Here is a 16,775-nt window from a genome sequence, read left to right as displayed (position 1 = left end):
GACTGAGAAATGGGAATCCGCAAGTACAAGCCGACTACGCCGGGCCGTCGTGGCTCGAGCGTCGCCGACTTCGTCGAGGTCACGCGGTCCACGCCGGAGAAGTCGCTGGTCCGCCCGCTGCACAGCAAGGGCGGCCGTAACAACGCCGGTCGTGTGACCGTTCGCCACCAGGGTGGCGGACACAAGCGCGCCTACCGAGTGATCGACTTCCGTCGTCACGACAAGGACGGCGTGCCGGCGAAGGTCGCGCACATCGAGTACGACCCCAACCGCACCGCGCGCATCGCGCTGCTGCACTACGCCGACGGCGAGAAGCGCTACATCCTCGCCCCGCGCAACCTGCAGCAGGGTGACCGCGTCGAGAACGGTCCCGGGGCCGACATCAAGCCGGGCAACAACCTGGCCCTCCGCAACATCCCGGTCGGTACCACGATCCACGCGATCGAGATCCGTCCCGGTGGCGGCGCCAAGTTCGCCCGCTCCGCCGGTGCCTCGGTGCAGCTGCTCGCGAAGGAGGGCACCATGGCCCACCTCCGCATGCCCTCCGGTGAGATCCGCCTGGTCGACCAGCGCTGCCGCGCCACGGTCGGCGAGGTCGGCAACGCCGAGCAGAGCAACATCAACTGGGGCAAGGCCGGCCGTAAGCGCTGGCTGGGCGTCCGTCCGACCGTTCGCGGTGTGGCGATGAACCCGGTTGACCACCCGCACGGTGGTGGTGAGGGCAAGACCTCCGGTGGTCGCCACCCGGTCTCCCCGTGGGGTCAGAAGGAGGGTCGTACTCGTTCGCCGAAGAAGGCTTCGAACAAGTACATCGTCCGCCGCCGCAAGACGAACAAGAAGCGCTAGGAGCGGGTTTAGATGCCGCGCAGTCTCAAGAAGGGGCCCTTCGTCGACGACCACCTGATCAAGAAGGTGGACGCCCAGAACGAAGCCGGCACCAAGAACGTCATCAAGACCTGGTCCCGTCGCTCCATGATCGTGCCGGCCATGCTCGGCCACACGCTCGCGGTGCACAACGGCAAGACCCACATTCCGGTGTTTGTCACCGAGTCGATGGTCGGCCACAAGCTCGGCGAGTTCTCGCCGACGCGCACCTTCCGGGGTCACGTCAAGGACGACCGGAAGTCGAAGCGCCGCTAACCGCGGGGTGGAATGACCATGACAGACACTGGAAGGACAACCATGGAAGCCAGGGCCCAGGCGCGGTACATCCGCGTCACGCCCATGAAGGCCCGCCGAGTGGTGGACCTTATCCGTGGCATGGACGCCACGGAGGCTCAGGCGGTCCTGCGTTTCGCCCCGCAGGCCGCGAGCGTGCCGGTCGGCAAGGTGCTGGACAGCGCCATTGCCAACGCCGCGCACAACTACGACCACACCGACGCCGACAGCCTCTTCATCTCGGAGGCCTACGTCGACGAGGGTCCGACCCTGAAGCGGTTCCGGCCGCGCGCCCAGGGCCGTGCCTACCGGATCCGCAAGCGGACCAGCCACATCACCGTGGTCGTCAGCAGCAAGGAAGGAACCCGGTAATGGGCCAGAAGGTTAACCCGCATGGGTTCCGGCTCGGTGTCACGACGGACTTCAAGTCCCGGTGGTACGCCGACAAGCTGTACAAGGACTACGTCAAGGAAGACGTCGCCATCCGTCGGATGATGACGTCCGGCATGGAGCGCGCCGGCATCTCGAAGGTCGAGATCGAGCGCACCCGTGACCGCGTCCGTGTGGACATCCACACCGCGCGTCCGGGCATCGTGATCGGCCGCCGTGGCGCCGAGGCCGACCGCATCCGCGGTGACCTCGAGAAGCTCACGGGCAAGCAGGTCCAGCTGAACATCCTCGAGGTCAAGAACCCCGAGACCGACGCTCAGCTGGTTGCCCAGGCCGTCGCCGAGCAGCTCTCCTCCCGCGTCTCCTTCCGCCGCGCCATGCGTAAGAGCATGCAGTCGGCGATGAAGGCCGGCGCCAAGGGCATCAAGATCCAGTGCGGTGGCCGCCTCGGTGGCGCCGAGATGTCCCGCTCGGAGTTCTACCGCGAGGGCCGTGTGCCCCTGCACACGCTCCGCGCGAACGTGGACTACGGCTTCTTCGAGGCCAAGACGACCTTCGGCCGCATCGGTGTGAAGGTCTGGATCTACAAGGGCGATGTCAAGAACATCGCCGAGGTCCGCGCTGAGAACGCTGCCGCCCGTGCGGGTAACCGCCCGGCCCGCGGTGGCGGTGCCGACCGCCCGGCCCGTGGTGGCCGTGGTGGCGAGCGGCGCGGTCGCAAGCCGCAGCAGGCTGCAGGCGCCGAGGCCCCCAAGGCCGAGGCTCCCGCCGCCGCCGCTCCGGCTGAGAGCACCGGAACGGAGGCCTGACCGAAATGCTGATCCCCCGACGGGTCAAGCACCGCAAGCAGCACCACCCCAAGCGCCGCGGTCAGGCCAAGGGTGGTACGACGGTCGCGTTCGGCGAGTACGGCATTCAGGCCCTCACGCCGGCGTACGTGACCAACCGCCAGATCGAGGCGGCTCGTATCGCGATGACCCGCCACATCAAGCGTGGCGGCAAGGTCTGGATCAACATCTACCCGGACCGCCCGCTCACGAAGAAGCCTGCCGAGACCCGCATGGGTTCCGGTAAGGGTTCGCCGGAGTGGTGGATCGCGAACGTGCACCCGGGACGGGTCATGTTCGAGCTGTCCTACCCCAACGAGAAGATCGCCCGTGAGGCCCTGACTCGCGCCGCTCACAAGCTGCCGATGAAGTGCCGGATCGTCAAGCGCGAGGCAGGTGAAGCGTGATGTCGGCCGGTACCAAGGCGTCCGAGCTGCGCGAACTGGGTGACGAGGAGCTTCTGGCGAAGCTTCGCGAAGCCAAGGAAGAGCTGTTCAACCTCCGCTTCCAGGCGGCGACGGGTCAGCTCGAGAACCACGGTCGGCTCAAGGCCGTCCGTAAGGACATCGCGCGGATCTACACCCTGATGCGTGAGCGCGAGCTGGGCATCGAGACGGTGGAGAGCGCCTGATGAGCGAGAGCAACGTGACTGAAGAGACGAAGGCCGCGCGCGGCTTCCGTAAGACCCGTGAGGGTCTGGTCGTCAGCGACAAGATGGACAAGACCGTCGTCGTCGCCGTCGAGGACCGCGTGAAGCACGCGCTGTACGGCAAGGTCATCCGTCGTACGAACAAGCTCAAGGCCCACGACGAGCAGAACGCCGCCGGCGTCGGCGACCGCGTCCTCCTCATGGAGACGCGTCCGCTGTCCGCCACGAAGCGCTGGCGCGTCGTCGAGATCCTCGAGAAGGCCAAGTAAATCTCCTGCGGGCAAACTCGCAGGACAGTTCCGCCAGGCTCCGGGAGCCGCTCGCTGAGCGGCTCCCGGGGAACCGGCAGACAAACAGGAGATAGACGTGATCCAGCAGGAGTCGCGACTGCGTGTCGCCGACAACACTGGTGCGAAGGAGATCCTTTGCATCCGTGTGCTCGGTGGCTCCGGTCGCCGCTACGCGGGCATCGGTGACGTCATCGTCGCCACCGTCAAGGACGCGATCCCCGGTGGCAACGTGAAGAAGGGTGACGTCGTCAAGGCGGTCATCGTTCGCACCGTCAAGGAGCGCCGCCGTCCGGACGGCTCGTACATCCGCTTCGACGAGAACGCCGCCGTCATTCTGAAGAACGACGGCGACCCTCGCGGCACCCGTATCTTCGGCCCTGTCGGCCGTGAGCTGCGCGAGAAGAAGTTCATGAAGATCATCTCGCTCGCGCCGGAGGTGCTGTAAGCATGAAGATCAAGAAGGGCGACCTGGTCCAGGTCATCACCGGTAAGGACAAGGGCAAGCAGGGCAAGGTCATCGCGGCCTTCCCCCGCGAGGACCGCGTCCTGGTCGAGGGTGTCAACCGGGTCAAGAAGCACACCAAGGCCGGCCCGACCGCCAAGGGTTCGCAGGCCGGTGGCATCGTCACGACCGAGGCCCCGATTCACGTGAGCAACGTTCAGCTCGTCGTGGAGAAGGACGGCAACAAGGTCGTCACGCGTGTCGGTTACCGCTTCGACGACGAGGGCAACAAGATCCGCGTTGCCAAGCGGACGGGTGAGGACATCTGATGGCTACCACCACCACTCCGCGTCTGAAGACGAAGTACCGCGAGGAGATCGCGGGCAAGCTGCGTGACGAGTTCAAGTACGAGAACGTCATGCAGATCCCCGGCCTCGTCAAGATCGTGGTCAACATGGGTGTGGGCGACGCCGCCCGCGACTCCAAGCTGATCGAGGGTGCCATCAAGGACCTCACCACGATCACCGGTCAGAAGCCGGCCGTCACCAAGGCCCGTAAGTCCATCGCGCAGTTCAAGCTGCGTGAGGGCCAGCCGATCGGTGCCCACGTCACGCTTCGTGGCGACCGCATGTGGGAGTTCCTGGACCGCACCCTGTCGCTCGCGCTGCCGCGCATCCGCGACTTCCGCGGCCTGTCCCCCAAGCAGTTCGACGGCCGTGGCAACTACACCTTCGGTCTCACGGAGCAGGTCATGTTCCACGAGATCGACCAGGACAAGATCGACCGCACCCGGGGTATGGACATCACCGTGGTGACCACGGCGACCAACGACGCTGAGGGCCGCGCGCTCCTTCGTCACCTCGGCTTCCCCTTCAAGGAGGCGTGAGCGAGATGGCGAAGAAGGCTCTGATCGCGAAGGCTGCTCGCAAGCCCAAGTTCGGCGTGCGTGGCTACACGCGCTGCCAGCGCTGCGGCCGTCCCCACTCCGTGTACCGCAAGTTCGGCCTGTGCCGCGTGTGCCTTCGTGAGATGGCTCACCGTGGCGAGCTGCCGGGCGTGACCAAGAGCTCCTGGTAATCCCCCTTTTAGGGATACCCAGGGCTCTCGGTAAGCAATGGGCGTGTCAGGTGCCCTCCTCTCCATGGCTTAGGCTTGGAGGGTTGGGCGCCTGACTGCCGCCCGTACGACTTACTACGCCGTAGGTCCACCGCGCCGCACCCGTCCCGTCTCGGATCGGGGAGAGGGATGGCGCACCAGGAAACCCCGGCGAGAGAGGCCGAAGGCCAATTCATGACCATGACTGATCCGATCGCAGACATGCTTACGCGTCTGCGGAACGCGAACTCGGCATACCACGACTCCGTGACGATGCCGGCATCGAAGATCAAGTCTCACATCGCGGAGATCCTCCAGCAGGAGGGCTTCATCACGGGCTGGAAGGTCGAGGACGCCGAGGTCGGCAAGAACCTCGTCCTGGAGCTGAAGTTCGGCCCCAACCGTGAGCGCTCCATCGCGGGCATCAAGCGGATCTCCAAGCCCGGTCTCCGGGTTTACGCGAAGTCCACCAACCTGCCGAAGGTGCTCGGCGGCCTCGGCGTGGCGATCATCTCCACGTCCCACGGGCTTCTCACCGACAAGCAGGCCGGCAAGAAGGGCGTAGGCGGAGAAGTTCTCGCCTACGTCTGGTAGCGGAAGGGAACGGAGGAAACAGCTATGTCGCGTATTGGCAAGCTCCCCATCACGGTTCCCGCCGGCGTGGACGTCACCATCGACGGCCGTACGGTCGCGGTCAAGGGCCCCAAGGGCTCGCTGACCCACACCGTCGCTTCGCCGATCGACATCGCCAAGGGTGAGGACGGCGTTCTCAACGTCACCCGCCCCAACGACGAGCGTCAGAACAAGGCCCTGCACGGCCTGTCCCGCACGCTGGTGGCGAACATGATCACCGGCGTGACCCAGGGTTACGTGAAGAAGCTCGAGATCAGCGGTGTCGGTTACCGCGTGACGGCCAAGGGTTCGAACCTCGAGTTCGCTCTCGGCTACAGCCACCCGATCACCGTCGAGGCGCCCGAGGGAATCACCTTCAAGGTGGAGAACCCGACCCGCTTCTCGGTCGAGGGCATCGACAAGCAGAAGGTCGGCGAGGTTGCGGCCAACATCCGCAAGCTGCGCAAGCCCGACCCGTACAAGGCCAAGGGCGTCAAGTACGAGGGCGAAGTCATCCGCCGCAAGGTCGGAAAGGCGGGTAAGTAAGCCATGGCATACGGACAGAAGATCCTCAAGGGCGACGCCTACAAGCGCGCCGCGATCAAGCGCCGCCACATCCGGATCCGCAAGTCGATCAACGGTACGGCGGAGCGTCCTCGTCTGGTCGTCACCCGCTCGAACCGCCACATCGTCGCCCAGGTGATCGACGACCTCAAGGGTCACACCCTTGCGTCGGCGTCCACCCTGGACACCTCGATCCGCGGTGGCGAGGGCGACAAGTCCGCGCAGGCCAAGCAGGTCGGCGCCCTGGTCGCCGAGCGTGCGAAGGCTGCCGGTGTCGAGGCCGTGGTGTTCGACCGTGGTGGCAACCAGTACGCCGGGCGCATCGCCGCCCTGGCGGACGCCGCCCGCGAAGCCGGCCTGAAGTTCTAAGGGCCGCCCGTCGCGTCAGCGACAAAAATCGTTGGCGCGTAGCTAGCGGAAACAGAGAGAGGTAATTCCAATGGCTGGACCCCAGCGCCGCGGTGGCGGTGCCGGTGGCGGCGAGCGGCGGGACCGGAAGGGCCGTGACGGCGGCGCAGCTGCCGCCGAGAAGACCGCTTACGTTGAGCGCGTCGTCGCGATCAACCGTGTCGCCAAGGTTGTGAAGGGTGGTCGTCGCTTCAGCTTCACCGCGCTGGTCGTGGTGGGCGACGGTGACGGCACCGTGGGTGTCGGTTACGGCAAGGCCAAGGAGGTGCCGGCCGCCATCGCCAAGGGTGTTGAGGAGGCCAAGAAGCACTTCTTCAAGGTCCCCCGTATCCAGGGCACCATCCCGCACCCGATCACGGGTGAGAAGGCTGCCGGCGTCGTGCTGCTCAAGCCCGCGTCCCCGGGTACCGGCGTTATCGCCGGTGGTCCGGTGCGTGCCGTGCTCGAGTGCGCCGGTGTGCACGACATCCTGTCGAAGTCGCTCGGCTCGTCGAACGCGATCAACATCGTGCACGCGACCGTGGAGGCCCTGAAGGGTCTGCAGCGTCCCGAGGAGATCGCGGCTCGCCGTGGTCTGCCCCTCGAGGACGTCGCTCCCGCGGCTCTGCTGCGTGCGCGTGCCGGGGCTGGTGCTGCGTAATGGCTCAGCTCAAGATCACGCAGACGAAGTCGTACATCGGCAGCAAGCAGAACCACCGTGACACCCTGCGCTCCCTTGGTCTCAAGGGCATCAACACGCAGGTCGTCAAGGAGGATCGTCCCGAGTTCCGCGGCATGGTGCACACCGTCCGCCACCTCGTGACGGTCGAGGAGGTCGACTGATCATGGCGGAGCAGAACCCGCTCAAGATCCACAACCTCCGTCCCGCCCCGGGCGCCAAGACCGCGAAGACCCGTGTCGGTCGTGGTGAGGCGTCGAAGGGTAAGACGGCCGGTCGTGGTACCAAGGGCACGAAGGCCCGTTACCAGGTTCCGGAGCGCTTCGAGGGTGGCCAGATGCCCCTCCACATGCGTCTTCCGAAGCTGAAGGGCTTCAAGAACCCGTTCAAGACCGAGTTCCAGGTCGTGAACCTCGAGAAGCTGGCCTCGCTCTACCCCGAGGGTGGCGAGGTCACCGTCGAGGGTCTGGTGGCCAAGGGTGCCGTTCGCAAGAACAGCCTCGTCAAGGTCCTCGGCCAGGGCGAGATCTCCGTGGCGCTGCAGGTGACGGTCGACGCCGTCTCCGGCTCCGCCAAGGAGAAGATCACCGCTGCCGGCGGTACCGTCACCGAGCTCGTCTGAATCCCTCGGACGTCTCGCTGACTTGCACGATCCCGACCGGGGATACCTCTTTTGTGGGTATCCCCGGTTGAAAAAGGCCCGCCGATATTTTGGCGGGCCTTTTTCCATACAAGGAGCGCCACCGCACACTTCCGCCGCTTTCGTAGAGGTGATTGATGTGAAATGCGGCGGTGTGTGCGGAACACGCGAATCCCGCCCGTGGCGAACACCCGCTCCCAGGCTGCCGTCGTCGGGTTCGTCCGCTTCTTGCAACGGGGTCCGCACTGTTAGAGTCCTGTGGTCCATCCATAGCTAGTGGTGACAGGTGTCTGTCTCCCTCAGCACTGTTGGGCGACCACTTACTGGCTCCAAGGCCTTGTCAACGACTAGCCTCCCTGCGATGCGTGCGGGGGGCGCAGGAGGCTCCGTGCTCACCGCGTTCGCCCGGGCGTTCAGGACGCCCGACCTGCGCAAGAAGCTGCTCTTCACGCTCGGCATCATCGTGGTCTACCGGGTCGGCACCCACGTGCCGATTCCCGGTGTCGACTACACGTCTGTCCAGCGGTGTGTGGACGAGGCGTCCACCAACCAGGGCCTCTTCGGACTCGTGAACATGTTCAGCGGCGGTGCGCTGCTGCAGATCACGATCTTCGCGCTGGGCATCATGCCGTACATCACGGCGAGCATCATTCTGCAGCTGCTGACCGTGGTGATCCCGCGCCTGGAGGCCCTCAAGAAAGAGGGCCAGTCCGGAACTGCGAAGATCACGCAGTACACGCGTTACCTGACCGTCGCGCTCGCCATCCTGCAGGGCACCGGCCTCGTCGCCACCGCCCGCAGCGGTGCGCTGTTCACCAACTGCACCGTCGCGAGCTCGATCGTGCCGGACCGTTCGATCTTCATCACGATCACGATGGTCATCACGATGACCGCCGGCACCGCCGTCGTCATGTGGCTCGGTGAGCTCATCACCGACCGCGGCATCGGCAACGGCATGTCGATCCTGATGTTCATCTCGATCGCCGCCACCTTCCCGTCCGCGCTGTGGGCCATCAAGGAGCAGGGCAGCCTGGCGGGCGGCTGGATCGAGTTCGGCACCGTCATCGCGGTCGGCCTGGTCATGGTCGGTCTGGTCGTCTTCGTCGAGCAGGCCCAGCGCCGCGTCCCGGTGCAGTACGCGAAGCGGATGATCGGCCGTCGTTCCTACGGTGGTACGTCCACGTACATCCCGCTGAAGGTCAACCAGGCGGGTGTGATCCCCGTCATCTTCGCGTCGTCGCTGCTCTACATCCCGGCGCTGGTCGTGCAGTTCACCAACTCCACGGCGGGCTGGGCCACCTGGGTCAGGAACAACCTCGCGGACACGGCGGCCACGCCGCACATCATTCTGTACTTCTTCCTCATCGTGTTCTTCGCGTTCTTCTACGTGGCGATCTCCTTCAACCCCGAGGAAGTCGCGGACAACATGAAGAAGTATGGTGGCTTCATCCCGGGCATCCGGGCTGGCCGACCGACCGCTGAGTACCTGTCCTACGTACTCAACCGGATCACCTGGCCGGGTTCGCTGTACCTGGGGCTGATCGCTCTCGTGCCGACGATGGCGTTGGCTGGTTTCGGGGCAAACCAGAACTTCCCGTTCGGCGGGACCAGCATCCTGATCATCGTGGGTGTGGGTCTCGAGACGGTGAAGCAGATCGAGAGTCAGCTTCAGCAGCGCAATTACGAAGGGTTCCTCCGCTGATGCGTATCGTCCTCGTCGGGCCGCCGGGCGCCGGTAAGGGAACGCAGGCCGCGTTTCTCGCCAACAACCTGTCGATCCCGCACATCTCCACGGGCGACCTGTTCCGGGCCAACATCAGCCAGAAGACGGAACTGGGCAAACTGGCGAAGTCCTACATGGACCGTGGCGAGCTGGTTCCCGACGAGGTCACCATCGCGATGGCCAAGGACCGCATGGAGAAGCCGGACGCCGTGAACGGCTTCCTTCTGGACGGCTTCCCGCGCAACGTGTCGCAGGCCGAGGCGCTGGACGAGATGCTGCAGTCCGAGGGCATGAAGCTGGACGCGGTGCTGGACCTCGAGGTCCCCGAGGCCGAGGTCGTCAAGCGGATCGCGGGTCGCCGCATCTGCCGTAACGACTCGGCGCACGTCTTCCACGTGACGTACAAGCAGCCGGCCAAGGAAGGCGTCTGTGACGTCTGCGGCGGCGAGCTGTACCAGCGTGACGACGACTCCGAGGAGACCGTCCGCAAGCGGCTGGAGGTCTACCACACGCAGACCGAGCCGATCATCGACTACTACAAGGCGCAGGGCCTGGTGGTCACGATCTCCGCGCTCGGCAAGGTGGAGGACGTCACCTCGCGCGCCATGGAGGCGCTCAGGCGCGAGGACCACGCCGCGTAGTCATGTTCGTACGTCGCCGCAGCCGCGGTTCCCTTCCCAGGGGGCCGCGGCTGCTGCGTGGGTGCACGTATCGTTGATGGCGCCCGTCCCCATCCGTCCACACCCGTCCCCACCCGGTCCCAGAAAGGCCCCCGCCCCCATGGTGCAGATCAAGACCCCCGAGCAGATCGCCAAGATGCGTGAGGCGGGGCTGGTCGTGGCCGCCATCCACGCGGCGACGCGTGAGGCCGCGGTGCCCGGGGCCACGACCAGGGACCTGGACCAGGTCGCGCGCAAGGTCCTCGCCGAGCACAACGCGAAGCCCAACTTCCTGGGCTACGGCGGCTTCCCCGCGACGATCTGCACCTCGGTCAACGAGGTGGTCGTGCACGGCATCCCCTCCGACGAGGTCGTCCTCAAGGACGGGGACATCATCTCCATCGACTGCGGCGCCATCATCGACGGCTGGCACGGCGACGCCGCCTACACGGCCTTCGTGGGCTCCGGTCACGCCCCGGAGCTCGTGGAGCTCTCCCGGGTGACCGAGGAGTCGATGTGGGCGGGCATCGCGGCGATGAAGCAGGGCAACCGCCTCGTCGACGTCTCCCGGGCGATCGAGACGTACATCCGCCGCCAGCCCAAGGCCGGCGGCGGCCGCTACGGCATCATCGAGGACTACGGCGGCCACGGCATCGGCACCGAGATGCACATGGACCCGCACCTGCTGAACTACGTCGACCGCCGCCGCGGCAAGGGCCCCAAGCTGGTCCCCGGGTTCTGCCTCGCCATCGAGCCGATGGTCTCCCTCGGCACCCCGAAGACCGAGGTCCTCCAGGACGACTGGACGGTCATCACCACCGACGGCACCTGGTCCTCGCACTGGGAGCACTCGGTCGCGCTCACCGAGCAGGGGCCGCTGGTCCTGACGGCCCCGGACGGCGGCAAGGCCAAGCTCGCCGAGTACGGGATCACGGCGGCTCCGGACCCGCTCGCTTAAAGATCTCCGCTGTGGGGCACACTTCCTCGATTCGTCTTTCCGGGTGCGCTGTCGTAGACTGACTCGTCGGCTCTCGTGCACCCGCATGTCCGCATGCGCCCGTAAGGGACGCAAAGGGAGTCGATCAAGGTAGTCGATTCGAAGGGCGAAGCGTGGCCAAGAAGCAAGGTGCCATCGAGATCGAGGGCACTGTCGTCGAGTCTCTTCCGAACGCCATGTTCAAGGTCGAGCTCCAGAACGGCCACCAGGTCCTGGCACACATCAGCGGCAAGATGCGTATGCACTACATCCGCATCCTCCCTGACGACCGGGTCGTGGTGGAGCTGTCTCCGTACGACCTGACGCGTGGCCGGATCGTCTACCGGTACAAGTAGATCTTGCCTGTGTCCCGCGTCAGCGGGGCTGCCGGCAACTGACCCGGAGAACCTCACACCCATGAAGGTCAAGCCGAGCGTCAAGAAGATCTGCGACAAGTGCAGGGTGATCCGCCGTCACGGTCGGGTCATGGTCATCTGCGAGAACCCGCGCCACAAGCAGCGCCAGGGCTGACGCACGACCCACCCTCTGCGATTCGCAGAACTTCGCGCGACGCGAGCTGTATACGTAAATACGCAGAGCCCGGGCACCACGGTGCCTGACACCCCCGGTTCGGAGGCCGGGGACCCAGTTCGTACCTGGTACGGCGGCTGGGCGTCGGTTCTGCGGAAGACCTCCGAAGATCAACTGGAGCCATTGAATGGCACGCGTTTCCGGTGTTGACATCCCGCGCGAAAAGCGCGTGGAGATCGCCCTCACCTACGTGTTCGGCATCGGCCGGACCCTCTCCCAGCAGACGCTGGCCGAGACCGGCATCGACCCGAACACCCGCGTTCGCGACCTCTCCGAGGAGCAGCTCGTCGCGATTCGTGAGTACGTCGACAACAACATCAAGACCGAGGGTGACCTCCGCCGTGAGGTCCAGGCCGACATCCGCCGCAAGGTCGAGATCGGTACCTACCAGGGTCTCCGTCACCGTCGTGGCCTGCCCGTCCGCGGTCAGCGCACCAGCACGAACGCTCGTACCCGCAAGGGCCCGCGTCGCGCCATCGCCGGTAAGAAGAAGCCGGGCAAGAAGTAGTCCTCAGCGGACGCTTATCAGCGGTCTTCGCTGTAGGACCGACCACCTCCCGTAGGAGTTATAGATGCCCCCCAAGGGTCGTCAGGGCGCTGCCAAGAAGGTGCGCCGCAAGGAAAAGAAGAACGTCGCTCACGGCCACGCGCACATCAAGAGCACGTTCAACAACACGATCGTCTCGATCACGGACCCCTCGGGCAACGTGATCTCCTGGGCCTCCGCCGGCCACGTCGGCTTCAAGGGCTCGCGCAAGTCCACCCCCTTCGCCGCGCAGATGGCCGCCGAGTCGGCCGCCCGCCGCGCGCAGGAGCACGGCATGCGCAAGGTGGACGTGTTCGTCAAGGGTCCCGGCTCCGGCCGTGAGACCGCGATCCGCTCCCTCCAGGCCACCGGCCTCGAGGTCGGCTCGATCCAGGACGTCACGCCGACCCCGCACAACGGCTGCCGTCCGCCCAAGCGCCGCCGCGTCTGACCCGACGTACGGCTGCTTGGTCTGAGGTTTCGGGCGGTATGGCTCTTCGGGGCCATATCGCCCGTACCCTTGTAGCACTCAAGGGCATCAAATAGTGGGTGCCCATGACTGAAGGATTCACTTCATGCTGATCGCTCAGCGTCCCTCGTTGACCGAAGAGGTCGTCGACGAGTTCCGCTCCCGGTTCGTGATCGAGCCGCTGGAGCCGGGCTTCGGTTACACCCTCGGCAACTCCCTCCGCCGGACCCTCCTGTCCTCGATCCCGGGTGCGGCGGTCACGTCCATCCGTATCGACGGTGTCCTGCACGAGTTCACCACCGTGCCGGGCGTCAAGGAGGACGTCACCGACCTGATCCTCAACATCAAGCAGCTGGTCGTCTCCTCGGAGCACGACGAGCCGGTCGTGATGTACCTGCGCAAGCAGGGCCCGGGTCTGGTCACCGCCGCCGACATCGCGCCCCCGGCCGGTGTCGAGGTGCACAACCCCGACCTCGTCCTCGCCACGCTCAACGGCAAGGGCAAGCTGGAGATGGAGCTCACGGTCGAGCGCGGCCGCGGTTACGTCTCCGCCGTGCAGAACAAGCAGGTGGGCCAGGAGATCGGCCGTATCCCGGTCGACTCCATCTACTCGCCGGTTCTCAAGGTCACGTACAAGGTCGAGGCCACGCGTGTCGAGCAGCGCACCGACTTCGACAAGCTGATCGTCGACGTCGAGACCAAGCAGGCGATGCGTCCCCGTGACGCCATGGCCTCCGCCGGTAAGACCCTGGTCGAGCTGTTCGGTCTCGCCCGCGAGCTGAACATCGACGCCGAGGGCATCGACATGGGTCCGTCCCCGACGGACGCCGCGCTCGCCGCCGACCTGGCGCTGCCGATCGAGGAGCTGGAGCTCACCGTTCGGTCGTACAACTGCCTCAAGCGCGAGGGCATCCACTCCGTGGGTGAGCTCGTGGCGCGTTCCGAGGCCGACCTGCTCGACATCCGTAACTTCGGTGCGAAGTCGATCGACGAGGTCAAGGCGAAGCTGGCCGGCATGGGCCTGGCCCTGAAGGACAGCCCGCCCGGATTCGACCCCACCGCCGCGGCGGACGCGTTCGGCGCGGACGACGACGCGGACGCCGGGTTCGTCGAGACCGAGCAGTACTAAGGGCTCGGGACCGCCTGCCGTTCCTGGCTGCGGGACCGTTGTGGCTGGTCGCGCAGTTCCCCGCGCCCCTTACGGGGCGCGGATCCTCCGGGGTGCTTCGAAAGAGGCGCCCCGGATCTCCGACAGGCGATCGCCTGCTCGGACACTGACCCCGGTACCTGATACGGCCGGGGCAGACACCTAGGAGAAACACCATGCCGAAGCCCACCAAGGGTGCCCGTCTGGGCGGCAGCGCCGCGCACGAGAAGCTGCTTGTCGCGAACCTCGCGAAGGCGCTGTTCGAGCACGGCCGTATCACCACCACCGAGGCGAAGGCGCGCAAGCTGCGCCCGTACGCCGAGCGTCTGATCACCAAGGCGAAGAAGGGTGACCTTCACAACCGCCGCCAGGTGCTCCAGGTGATCACGGACAAGAGCATCGTGCACACGCTCTTCACCGAGATCGGCCCGCGCTACGAGAACCGTCCCGGTGGCTACACCCGCATCACCAAGATCGGTAACCGCCGTGGCGACAACGCGCCCATGGCCGTCATCGAGCTGGTCGAGGCGCTGACCGTCGCCCAGGAGGCGACCGGTGAGGCCGAGGCCGCCACCAAGCGTGCCGCCAAGGACGCCGAGGCGCCGGCCGTCGAGGACACCAAGGTCGACGTGGCCAAGGGTGACAACGACACCGAGGCCGCGGCCGAGGAGTCGAAGGACGCGTAAGCGTCTGCCGGGGGCTGTGCGTTCGCGGCCGCGGTTTCGTGGTGGGCGGTCGCGCCCACGCGACGGAGTCGCACATCGGCAGTCCCCGCGCCCCTTGCGGGCGTTGGCGGGCCCGTTCCTTTCGAGGAGCGGGCCCGCCCTTGTGTTCCTGAGAGGATCTCCACGTGAGTGATGAAGCAGCACCCGGCCACGTCCGTGTCCGGATGGATCTCTCGTATGACGGGACCGCGTTCTCCGGGTGGGCCAAGCAGGCCGGGGGACGGCGGACCGTGCAGGGCGAGATCGAGGACGCCCTGCGGACCGTCACGCGGTCGGGGGACACGACGTACGAGCTGACCGTGGCCGGGCGGACCGACGCCGGGGTGCACGCCCGCGGGCAGGTGGCGCACGTCGACCTGCCGCGACAGCTGTGGGCCGAGCACCGCGAGAAGCTGCTCAAGAGGCTCGCCGGGCGGCTCTCCAAGGACGTAAGGGTCTGGTCCCTCACCGAGGCCCCCGAGGGCTTCAACGCCCGTTTCTCGGCGATCTGGCGGCGTTACGCGTACCGGGTCACCGATGACCCCGGAGGCGTGGACCCGCTGCTGCGCAACCACGTCCTGTGGCACGACTGGCCGCTGGACGTCGACGCCATGAACGAGGCCGCCCGAAGGCTCCTGGGTGAGCACGACTTCGCCGCGTACTGCAAGCGGCGGGAGGGCGCCACGACCATCCGTACGCTGCAGGAGCTGCGTCTTTCCCGGGGCGCCGACGGGGTCGTCACCGCCACCGTCCGGGCCGACGCGTTCTGCCACAACATGGTGCGCTCGCTCATCGGGGCGCTGCTGTTCGTGGGGGACGGGCACCGCGGACCGGACTGGCCGGGGAAGGTGCTCGCGGCCGGCGTACGGGACTCGGCCGTGCACGTCGTGCGGCCGCACGGGCTGACCCTCGAGGAAGTCGGCTACCCGGCCGACGAGTTGCTCGCCGCGCGCAACAAGGAGGCCCGCAACAAGCGGTCGCTGCCCGGGGCCGGCTGCTGCTGAACCGGCCCCGGCGGACGGGCTACTCGCTCGCCGCGGCCGATGCCTGGGCCTCGCCCCGGCGGCGGATCTGGTTGAACGTGAACCTCTGCAGGTTGTCCCCGGCCGTGAAGACCGCCCTGTCCTTGTTCGTGACGTCCTTGCCGTCAAGGAAGCCGGCGGTGGTGAAGTAGGCGTAACGGCCGTAGGAGTTGGTCGTGGTGCGGCAGAACGCGGAGTTGCAGAACGCCTTGACGCCGTCCCCGGACAGCGACGCGATGATGCTCCTGTCGTCGGCGTCCTTCTTGGCCTTGCTCGCCTGTGCCTCGGTGTCGAAGACGGCGACGCCGACCGTGACCGCGATGTTGTCCTTGGTGTACGTGACACGCAGCACACGGGTGCAGTCGTTGTCGGTGAGGACCTTGCCGAGGGTGCCCTTGGCGGCCGTCGAGCAGCTCTTGGTGTCGGCCGTCGGGCCCTTCTTGTAGACGGTCGAGCCCGAGGTCAGCTTGATGGTCAGCTGCGTGCCCGGGAAGAGGGTGTCCGCGCTGAGCGGGGCCGTGTCCTTGGTCTTGCTGGAGATGAAGTCCTTCGGGTCCAGCGGCGGCGGGACGCTGGTCGGCTCGAATGACGGCTCCGCGGTGCCGGTGCCGCTCGGGATGTCAGCGCTCGCGGGCAGGCCGGACGGCTGGTCCGACCCCTTGCCGCCGCTCGCCGACACCACGGCCATGGCCACGGCCGTGCCGATGGCCAGCGTGGCGACCGCGCCGCCGCCGATGAACAGCAGCCGACGCCGTTTGTTGCGTGTCTCGGACGCCTCGGCGAGCGCGGCCCAGTCCGGCGTCCGGTCGGTGCCGCCGCCGTCCCACGGCTGCTGGGAATGCGGTTTCCAGGGATCCCACTGGGACTGGGGTCCCCCCTGCTGCCCATAGCTCATGGGCCGCATCTTAGACGGGGGAAGCGATGTGCAGGTCCGCCCCAAGAGGCTCTGGAACCCCTGACGTTCGTGCGGCGGGCGAGCGCAAAAGCCACATCTCCGGGTGGTTGGTGCGAAGGGCCGGCGGGTGGCGGTGGGGCGTGGGGCGCACCTGACCTCGGACGGAGGGCGGGTGACATGATCGTCGTAGGAGCCGGGCGTCCGGGCGCCCCTCGGGGCGGTCTTCACGCTGTGTCGACCGGTGCTCGCGGTGGGAGATCGCCCGAGGTCGGGGGCGCGCGTGGCGCGCGCCGCGGCCGCCGGAGTGGCGTCGGGTGCCTTGTTTTGACC

At 66.7% G+C, this 16,775-nt stretch carries 28 protein-coding genes; 27 read left to right on the top strand and 1 reads right to left on the bottom strand.

Features of this window, described 5'->3' with window-relative positions:
- Positions 1-9 precede the first annotated feature (9 nt).
- The 27 genes from rplB to truA all read left to right on the top strand — a co-directional run bounded on the left by rplB (position 10) and on the right by truA (position 15,532).
- On the top strand, positions 10-846 hold the full coding sequence (gene rplB / locus AQJ84_RS31385) for a 50S ribosomal protein L2 (protein WP_030039757.1): 837 nt from the start codon (positions 10-12) through the stop codon (positions 844-846).
- 12 nt (positions 847-858) lie between these two features.
- Positions 859-1,140: a 30S ribosomal protein S19 gene (rpsS, locus tag AQJ84_RS31380; protein WP_003992359.1), complete on the top strand. Its 282-nt coding sequence runs from the start codon at positions 859-861 to the stop codon at positions 1,138-1,140.
- A gap of 42 nt (positions 1,141-1,182) precedes the next feature.
- A complete protein-coding gene (gene rplV / locus AQJ84_RS31375; protein WP_003974262.1) occupies positions 1,183-1,530 on the top strand; it encodes a 50S ribosomal protein L22 in 348 nt (115 codons plus the stop codon).
- On the top strand, positions 1,530-2,357 hold the full coding sequence (rpsC, locus tag AQJ84_RS31370; RefSeq protein ID WP_030039758.1) for a 30S ribosomal protein S3: 828 nt from the start codon (positions 1,530-1,532) through the stop codon (positions 2,355-2,357). The genes rplV and rpsC overlap by 1 nt, the downstream gene beginning before the upstream one ends.
- Before the next feature lie 5 nt (positions 2,358-2,362).
- On the top strand, positions 2,363-2,782 hold the full coding sequence (rplP, locus tag AQJ84_RS31365) for a 50S ribosomal protein L16 (RefSeq protein ID WP_004927269.1): 420 nt from the start codon (positions 2,363-2,365) through the stop codon (positions 2,780-2,782).
- Complete coding sequence (rpmC, locus tag AQJ84_RS31360) at positions 2,782-3,006, top strand: 50S ribosomal protein L29 (protein WP_003998824.1); 225 nt, start codon at positions 2,782-2,784, stop codon at positions 3,004-3,006. The genes rplP and rpmC overlap by 1 nt, the downstream gene beginning before the upstream one ends.
- A complete protein-coding gene (gene rpsQ, locus AQJ84_RS31355; protein ID WP_030039759.1) occupies positions 3,006-3,293 on the top strand; it encodes a 30S ribosomal protein S17 in 288 nt (95 codons plus the stop codon). The genes rpmC and rpsQ overlap by 1 nt, the downstream gene beginning before the upstream one ends.
- A 97-nt stretch (positions 3,294-3,390) precedes the next feature.
- Complete coding sequence (gene rplN, locus AQJ84_RS31350) at positions 3,391-3,759, top strand: 50S ribosomal protein L14 (protein ID WP_003998823.1); 369 nt, start codon at positions 3,391-3,393, stop codon at positions 3,757-3,759.
- A gap of 2 nt (positions 3,760-3,761) precedes the next feature.
- A complete protein-coding gene (gene rplX / locus AQJ84_RS31345) occupies positions 3,762-4,085 on the top strand; it encodes a 50S ribosomal protein L24 (protein WP_030039760.1) in 324 nt (107 codons plus the stop codon).
- On the top strand, positions 4,085-4,642 hold the full coding sequence (gene rplE, locus AQJ84_RS31340; RefSeq protein WP_030039761.1) for a 50S ribosomal protein L5: 558 nt from the start codon (positions 4,085-4,087) through the stop codon (positions 4,640-4,642). Before rplX ends, rplE begins: the two co-directional genes overlap by 1 nt.
- Positions 4,643-4,647: 5 nt before the next feature.
- Positions 4,648-4,833, top strand: coding sequence for a type Z 30S ribosomal protein S14 (locus tag AQJ84_RS31335; RefSeq protein WP_003948630.1), 186 nt, complete (start codon positions 4,648-4,650; stop codon positions 4,831-4,833).
- A gap of 213 nt (positions 4,834-5,046) precedes the next feature.
- Entirely contained in the window at positions 5,047-5,445 is a 399-nt protein-coding gene (gene rpsH, locus AQJ84_RS31330) for a 30S ribosomal protein S8 (protein WP_007384075.1), read from the top strand.
- Between the two features lie 24 nt (positions 5,446-5,469).
- Complete coding sequence (gene rplF, locus AQJ84_RS31325) at positions 5,470-6,009, top strand: 50S ribosomal protein L6 (protein WP_030039762.1); 540 nt, start codon at positions 5,470-5,472, stop codon at positions 6,007-6,009.
- Positions 6,010-6,012: 3 nt separating this feature from the next.
- A complete protein-coding gene (rplR, locus tag AQJ84_RS31320) occupies positions 6,013-6,396 on the top strand; it encodes a 50S ribosomal protein L18 (protein WP_030039763.1) in 384 nt (127 codons plus the stop codon).
- A gap of 70 nt (positions 6,397-6,466) precedes the next feature.
- On the top strand, positions 6,467-7,075 hold the full coding sequence (rpsE, locus tag AQJ84_RS31315) for a 30S ribosomal protein S5 (protein WP_013001409.1): 609 nt from the start codon (positions 6,467-6,469) through the stop codon (positions 7,073-7,075).
- Positions 7,075-7,257, top strand: coding sequence for a 50S ribosomal protein L30 (gene rpmD, locus AQJ84_RS31310; protein ID WP_005481207.1), 183 nt, complete (start codon positions 7,075-7,077; stop codon positions 7,255-7,257). The genes rpsE and rpmD overlap by 1 nt, the downstream gene beginning before the upstream one ends.
- A gap of 2 nt (positions 7,258-7,259) precedes the next feature.
- Positions 7,260-7,715, top strand: a complete 456-nt coding sequence (gene rplO / locus AQJ84_RS31305; RefSeq protein ID WP_030039764.1) for a 50S ribosomal protein L15 — start codon at positions 7,260-7,262, stop codon at positions 7,713-7,715.
- Positions 7,716-8,121: 406 nt separating this feature from the next.
- On the top strand, positions 8,122-9,435 hold the full coding sequence (secY, locus tag AQJ84_RS31300; protein ID WP_030039765.1) for a preprotein translocase subunit SecY: 1,314 nt from the start codon (positions 8,122-8,124) through the stop codon (positions 9,433-9,435).
- Positions 9,435-10,097, top strand: coding sequence for an adenylate kinase (locus tag AQJ84_RS31295; RefSeq protein WP_030039766.1), 663 nt, complete (start codon positions 9,435-9,437; stop codon positions 10,095-10,097). Before secY ends, AQJ84_RS31295 begins: the two co-directional genes overlap by 1 nt.
- A gap of 139 nt (positions 10,098-10,236) precedes the next feature.
- Complete coding sequence (gene map, locus AQJ84_RS31290; RefSeq protein WP_053192722.1) at positions 10,237-11,073, top strand: type I methionyl aminopeptidase; 837 nt, start codon at positions 10,237-10,239, stop codon at positions 11,071-11,073.
- 152 nt (positions 11,074-11,225) lie between these two features.
- Positions 11,226-11,447 (top strand): translation initiation factor IF-1, encoded by a 222-nt coding sequence (gene infA / locus AQJ84_RS31285; RefSeq protein ID WP_003948620.1) that lies wholly within the window; start codon positions 11,226-11,228, stop codon positions 11,445-11,447.
- 61 nt (positions 11,448-11,508) lie between these two features.
- Positions 11,509-11,622 carry a 50S ribosomal protein L36 gene (rpmJ, locus tag AQJ84_RS31280; RefSeq protein WP_003998809.1) on the top strand — a complete coding sequence of 38 codons (114 nt, stop codon included), beginning with the start codon at positions 11,509-11,511 and terminating at the stop codon, positions 11,620-11,622.
- A gap of 187 nt (positions 11,623-11,809) precedes the next feature.
- Positions 11,810-12,190, top strand: coding sequence for a 30S ribosomal protein S13 (gene rpsM / locus AQJ84_RS31275; protein WP_030039769.1), 381 nt, complete (start codon positions 11,810-11,812; stop codon positions 12,188-12,190).
- A gap of 64 nt (positions 12,191-12,254) precedes the next feature.
- Complete coding sequence (rpsK, locus tag AQJ84_RS31270) at positions 12,255-12,659, top strand: 30S ribosomal protein S11 (protein WP_003956432.1); 405 nt, start codon at positions 12,255-12,257, stop codon at positions 12,657-12,659.
- Positions 12,660-12,783: 124 nt separating this feature from the next.
- Positions 12,784-13,806 carry a DNA-directed RNA polymerase subunit alpha gene (locus AQJ84_RS31265; RefSeq protein ID WP_003966937.1) on the top strand — a complete coding sequence of 341 codons (1,023 nt, stop codon included), beginning with the start codon at positions 12,784-12,786 and terminating at the stop codon, positions 13,804-13,806.
- A gap of 194 nt (positions 13,807-14,000) precedes the next feature.
- Positions 14,001-14,510, top strand: coding sequence for a 50S ribosomal protein L17 (gene rplQ / locus AQJ84_RS31260; RefSeq protein WP_030045289.1), 510 nt, complete (start codon positions 14,001-14,003; stop codon positions 14,508-14,510).
- A gap of 164 nt (positions 14,511-14,674) precedes the next feature.
- Positions 14,675-15,532, top strand: coding sequence for a tRNA pseudouridine(38-40) synthase TruA (gene truA / locus AQJ84_RS31255; RefSeq protein ID WP_030045288.1), 858 nt, complete (start codon positions 14,675-14,677; stop codon positions 15,530-15,532).
- Between the two features lie 19 nt (positions 15,533-15,551).
- Here truA and AQJ84_RS31250 read toward each other — a convergent pair whose 3' ends face one another.
- On the bottom strand, positions 15,552-16,445 hold the full coding sequence (locus tag AQJ84_RS31250) for a membrane protein (protein ID WP_030045287.1): 894 nt from the start codon (positions 16,443-16,445) through the stop codon (positions 15,552-15,554).
- Between the last annotated feature and the right edge of the window lie 330 nt (positions 16,446-16,775).

The sequence above is a fragment of the Streptomyces resistomycificus genome (genome assembly GCF_001514265.1).
GTDB lineage: Bacteria > Actinomycetota > Actinomycetes > Streptomycetales > Streptomycetaceae > Streptomyces > Streptomyces resistomycificus.
This window is presented reverse-complemented; position numbering and strand designations above follow the sequence as displayed.

Coding starts and splice junctions, on each gene's coding strand:
- rplB (WP_030039757.1), top strand. CDS start 10: ATGGGAATCCGCAAGTACAAGCCGACTACGCCGGGCCGTCGTGGCTCG.
- rpsS (WP_003992359.1), top strand. CDS start 859: ATGCCGCGCAGTCTCAAGAAGGGGCCCTTCGTCGACGACCACCTGATC.
- rplV (WP_003974262.1), top strand. CDS start 1,183: ATGGAAGCCAGGGCCCAGGCGCGGTACATCCGCGTCACGCCCATGAAG.
- rpsC (WP_030039758.1), top strand. CDS start 1,530: ATGGGCCAGAAGGTTAACCCGCATGGGTTCCGGCTCGGTGTCACGACG.
- rplP (WP_004927269.1), top strand. CDS start 2,363: ATGCTGATCCCCCGACGGGTCAAGCACCGCAAGCAGCACCACCCCAAG.
- rpmC (WP_003998824.1), top strand. CDS start 2,782: ATGTCGGCCGGTACCAAGGCGTCCGAGCTGCGCGAACTGGGTGACGAG.
- rpsQ (WP_030039759.1), top strand. CDS start 3,006: ATGAGCGAGAGCAACGTGACTGAAGAGACGAAGGCCGCGCGCGGCTTC.
- rplX (WP_030039760.1), top strand. CDS start 3,762: ATGAAGATCAAGAAGGGCGACCTGGTCCAGGTCATCACCGGTAAGGAC.
- rplE (WP_030039761.1), top strand. CDS start 4,085: ATGGCTACCACCACCACTCCGCGTCTGAAGACGAAGTACCGCGAGGAG.
- AQJ84_RS31335 (WP_003948630.1), top strand. CDS start 4,648: ATGGCGAAGAAGGCTCTGATCGCGAAGGCTGCTCGCAAGCCCAAGTTC.
- rpsH (WP_007384075.1), top strand. CDS start 5,047: ATGACCATGACTGATCCGATCGCAGACATGCTTACGCGTCTGCGGAAC.
- rplF (WP_030039762.1), top strand. CDS start 5,470: ATGTCGCGTATTGGCAAGCTCCCCATCACGGTTCCCGCCGGCGTGGAC.
- rplR (WP_030039763.1), top strand. CDS start 6,013: ATGGCATACGGACAGAAGATCCTCAAGGGCGACGCCTACAAGCGCGCC.
- rpsE (WP_013001409.1), top strand. CDS start 6,467: ATGGCTGGACCCCAGCGCCGCGGTGGCGGTGCCGGTGGCGGCGAGCGG.
- rpmD (WP_005481207.1), top strand. CDS start 7,075: ATGGCTCAGCTCAAGATCACGCAGACGAAGTCGTACATCGGCAGCAAG.
- rplO (WP_030039764.1), top strand. CDS start 7,260: ATGGCGGAGCAGAACCCGCTCAAGATCCACAACCTCCGTCCCGCCCCG.
- AQJ84_RS31295 (WP_030039766.1), top strand. CDS start 9,435: ATGCGTATCGTCCTCGTCGGGCCGCCGGGCGCCGGTAAGGGAACGCAG.
- map (WP_053192722.1), top strand. CDS start 10,237: ATGGTGCAGATCAAGACCCCCGAGCAGATCGCCAAGATGCGTGAGGCG.
- rpmJ (WP_003998809.1), top strand. CDS start 11,509: ATGAAGGTCAAGCCGAGCGTCAAGAAGATCTGCGACAAGTGCAGGGTG.
- rpsM (WP_030039769.1), top strand. CDS start 11,810: ATGGCACGCGTTTCCGGTGTTGACATCCCGCGCGAAAAGCGCGTGGAG.
- rpsK (WP_003956432.1), top strand. CDS start 12,255: ATGCCCCCCAAGGGTCGTCAGGGCGCTGCCAAGAAGGTGCGCCGCAAG.
- AQJ84_RS31265 (WP_003966937.1), top strand. CDS start 12,784: ATGCTGATCGCTCAGCGTCCCTCGTTGACCGAAGAGGTCGTCGACGAG.
- rplQ (WP_030045289.1), top strand. CDS start 14,001: ATGCCGAAGCCCACCAAGGGTGCCCGTCTGGGCGGCAGCGCCGCGCAC.
- AQJ84_RS31250 (WP_030045287.1), bottom strand. CDS start 16,445: ATGAGCTATGGGCAGCAGGGGGGACCCCAGTCCCAGTGGGATCCCTGG.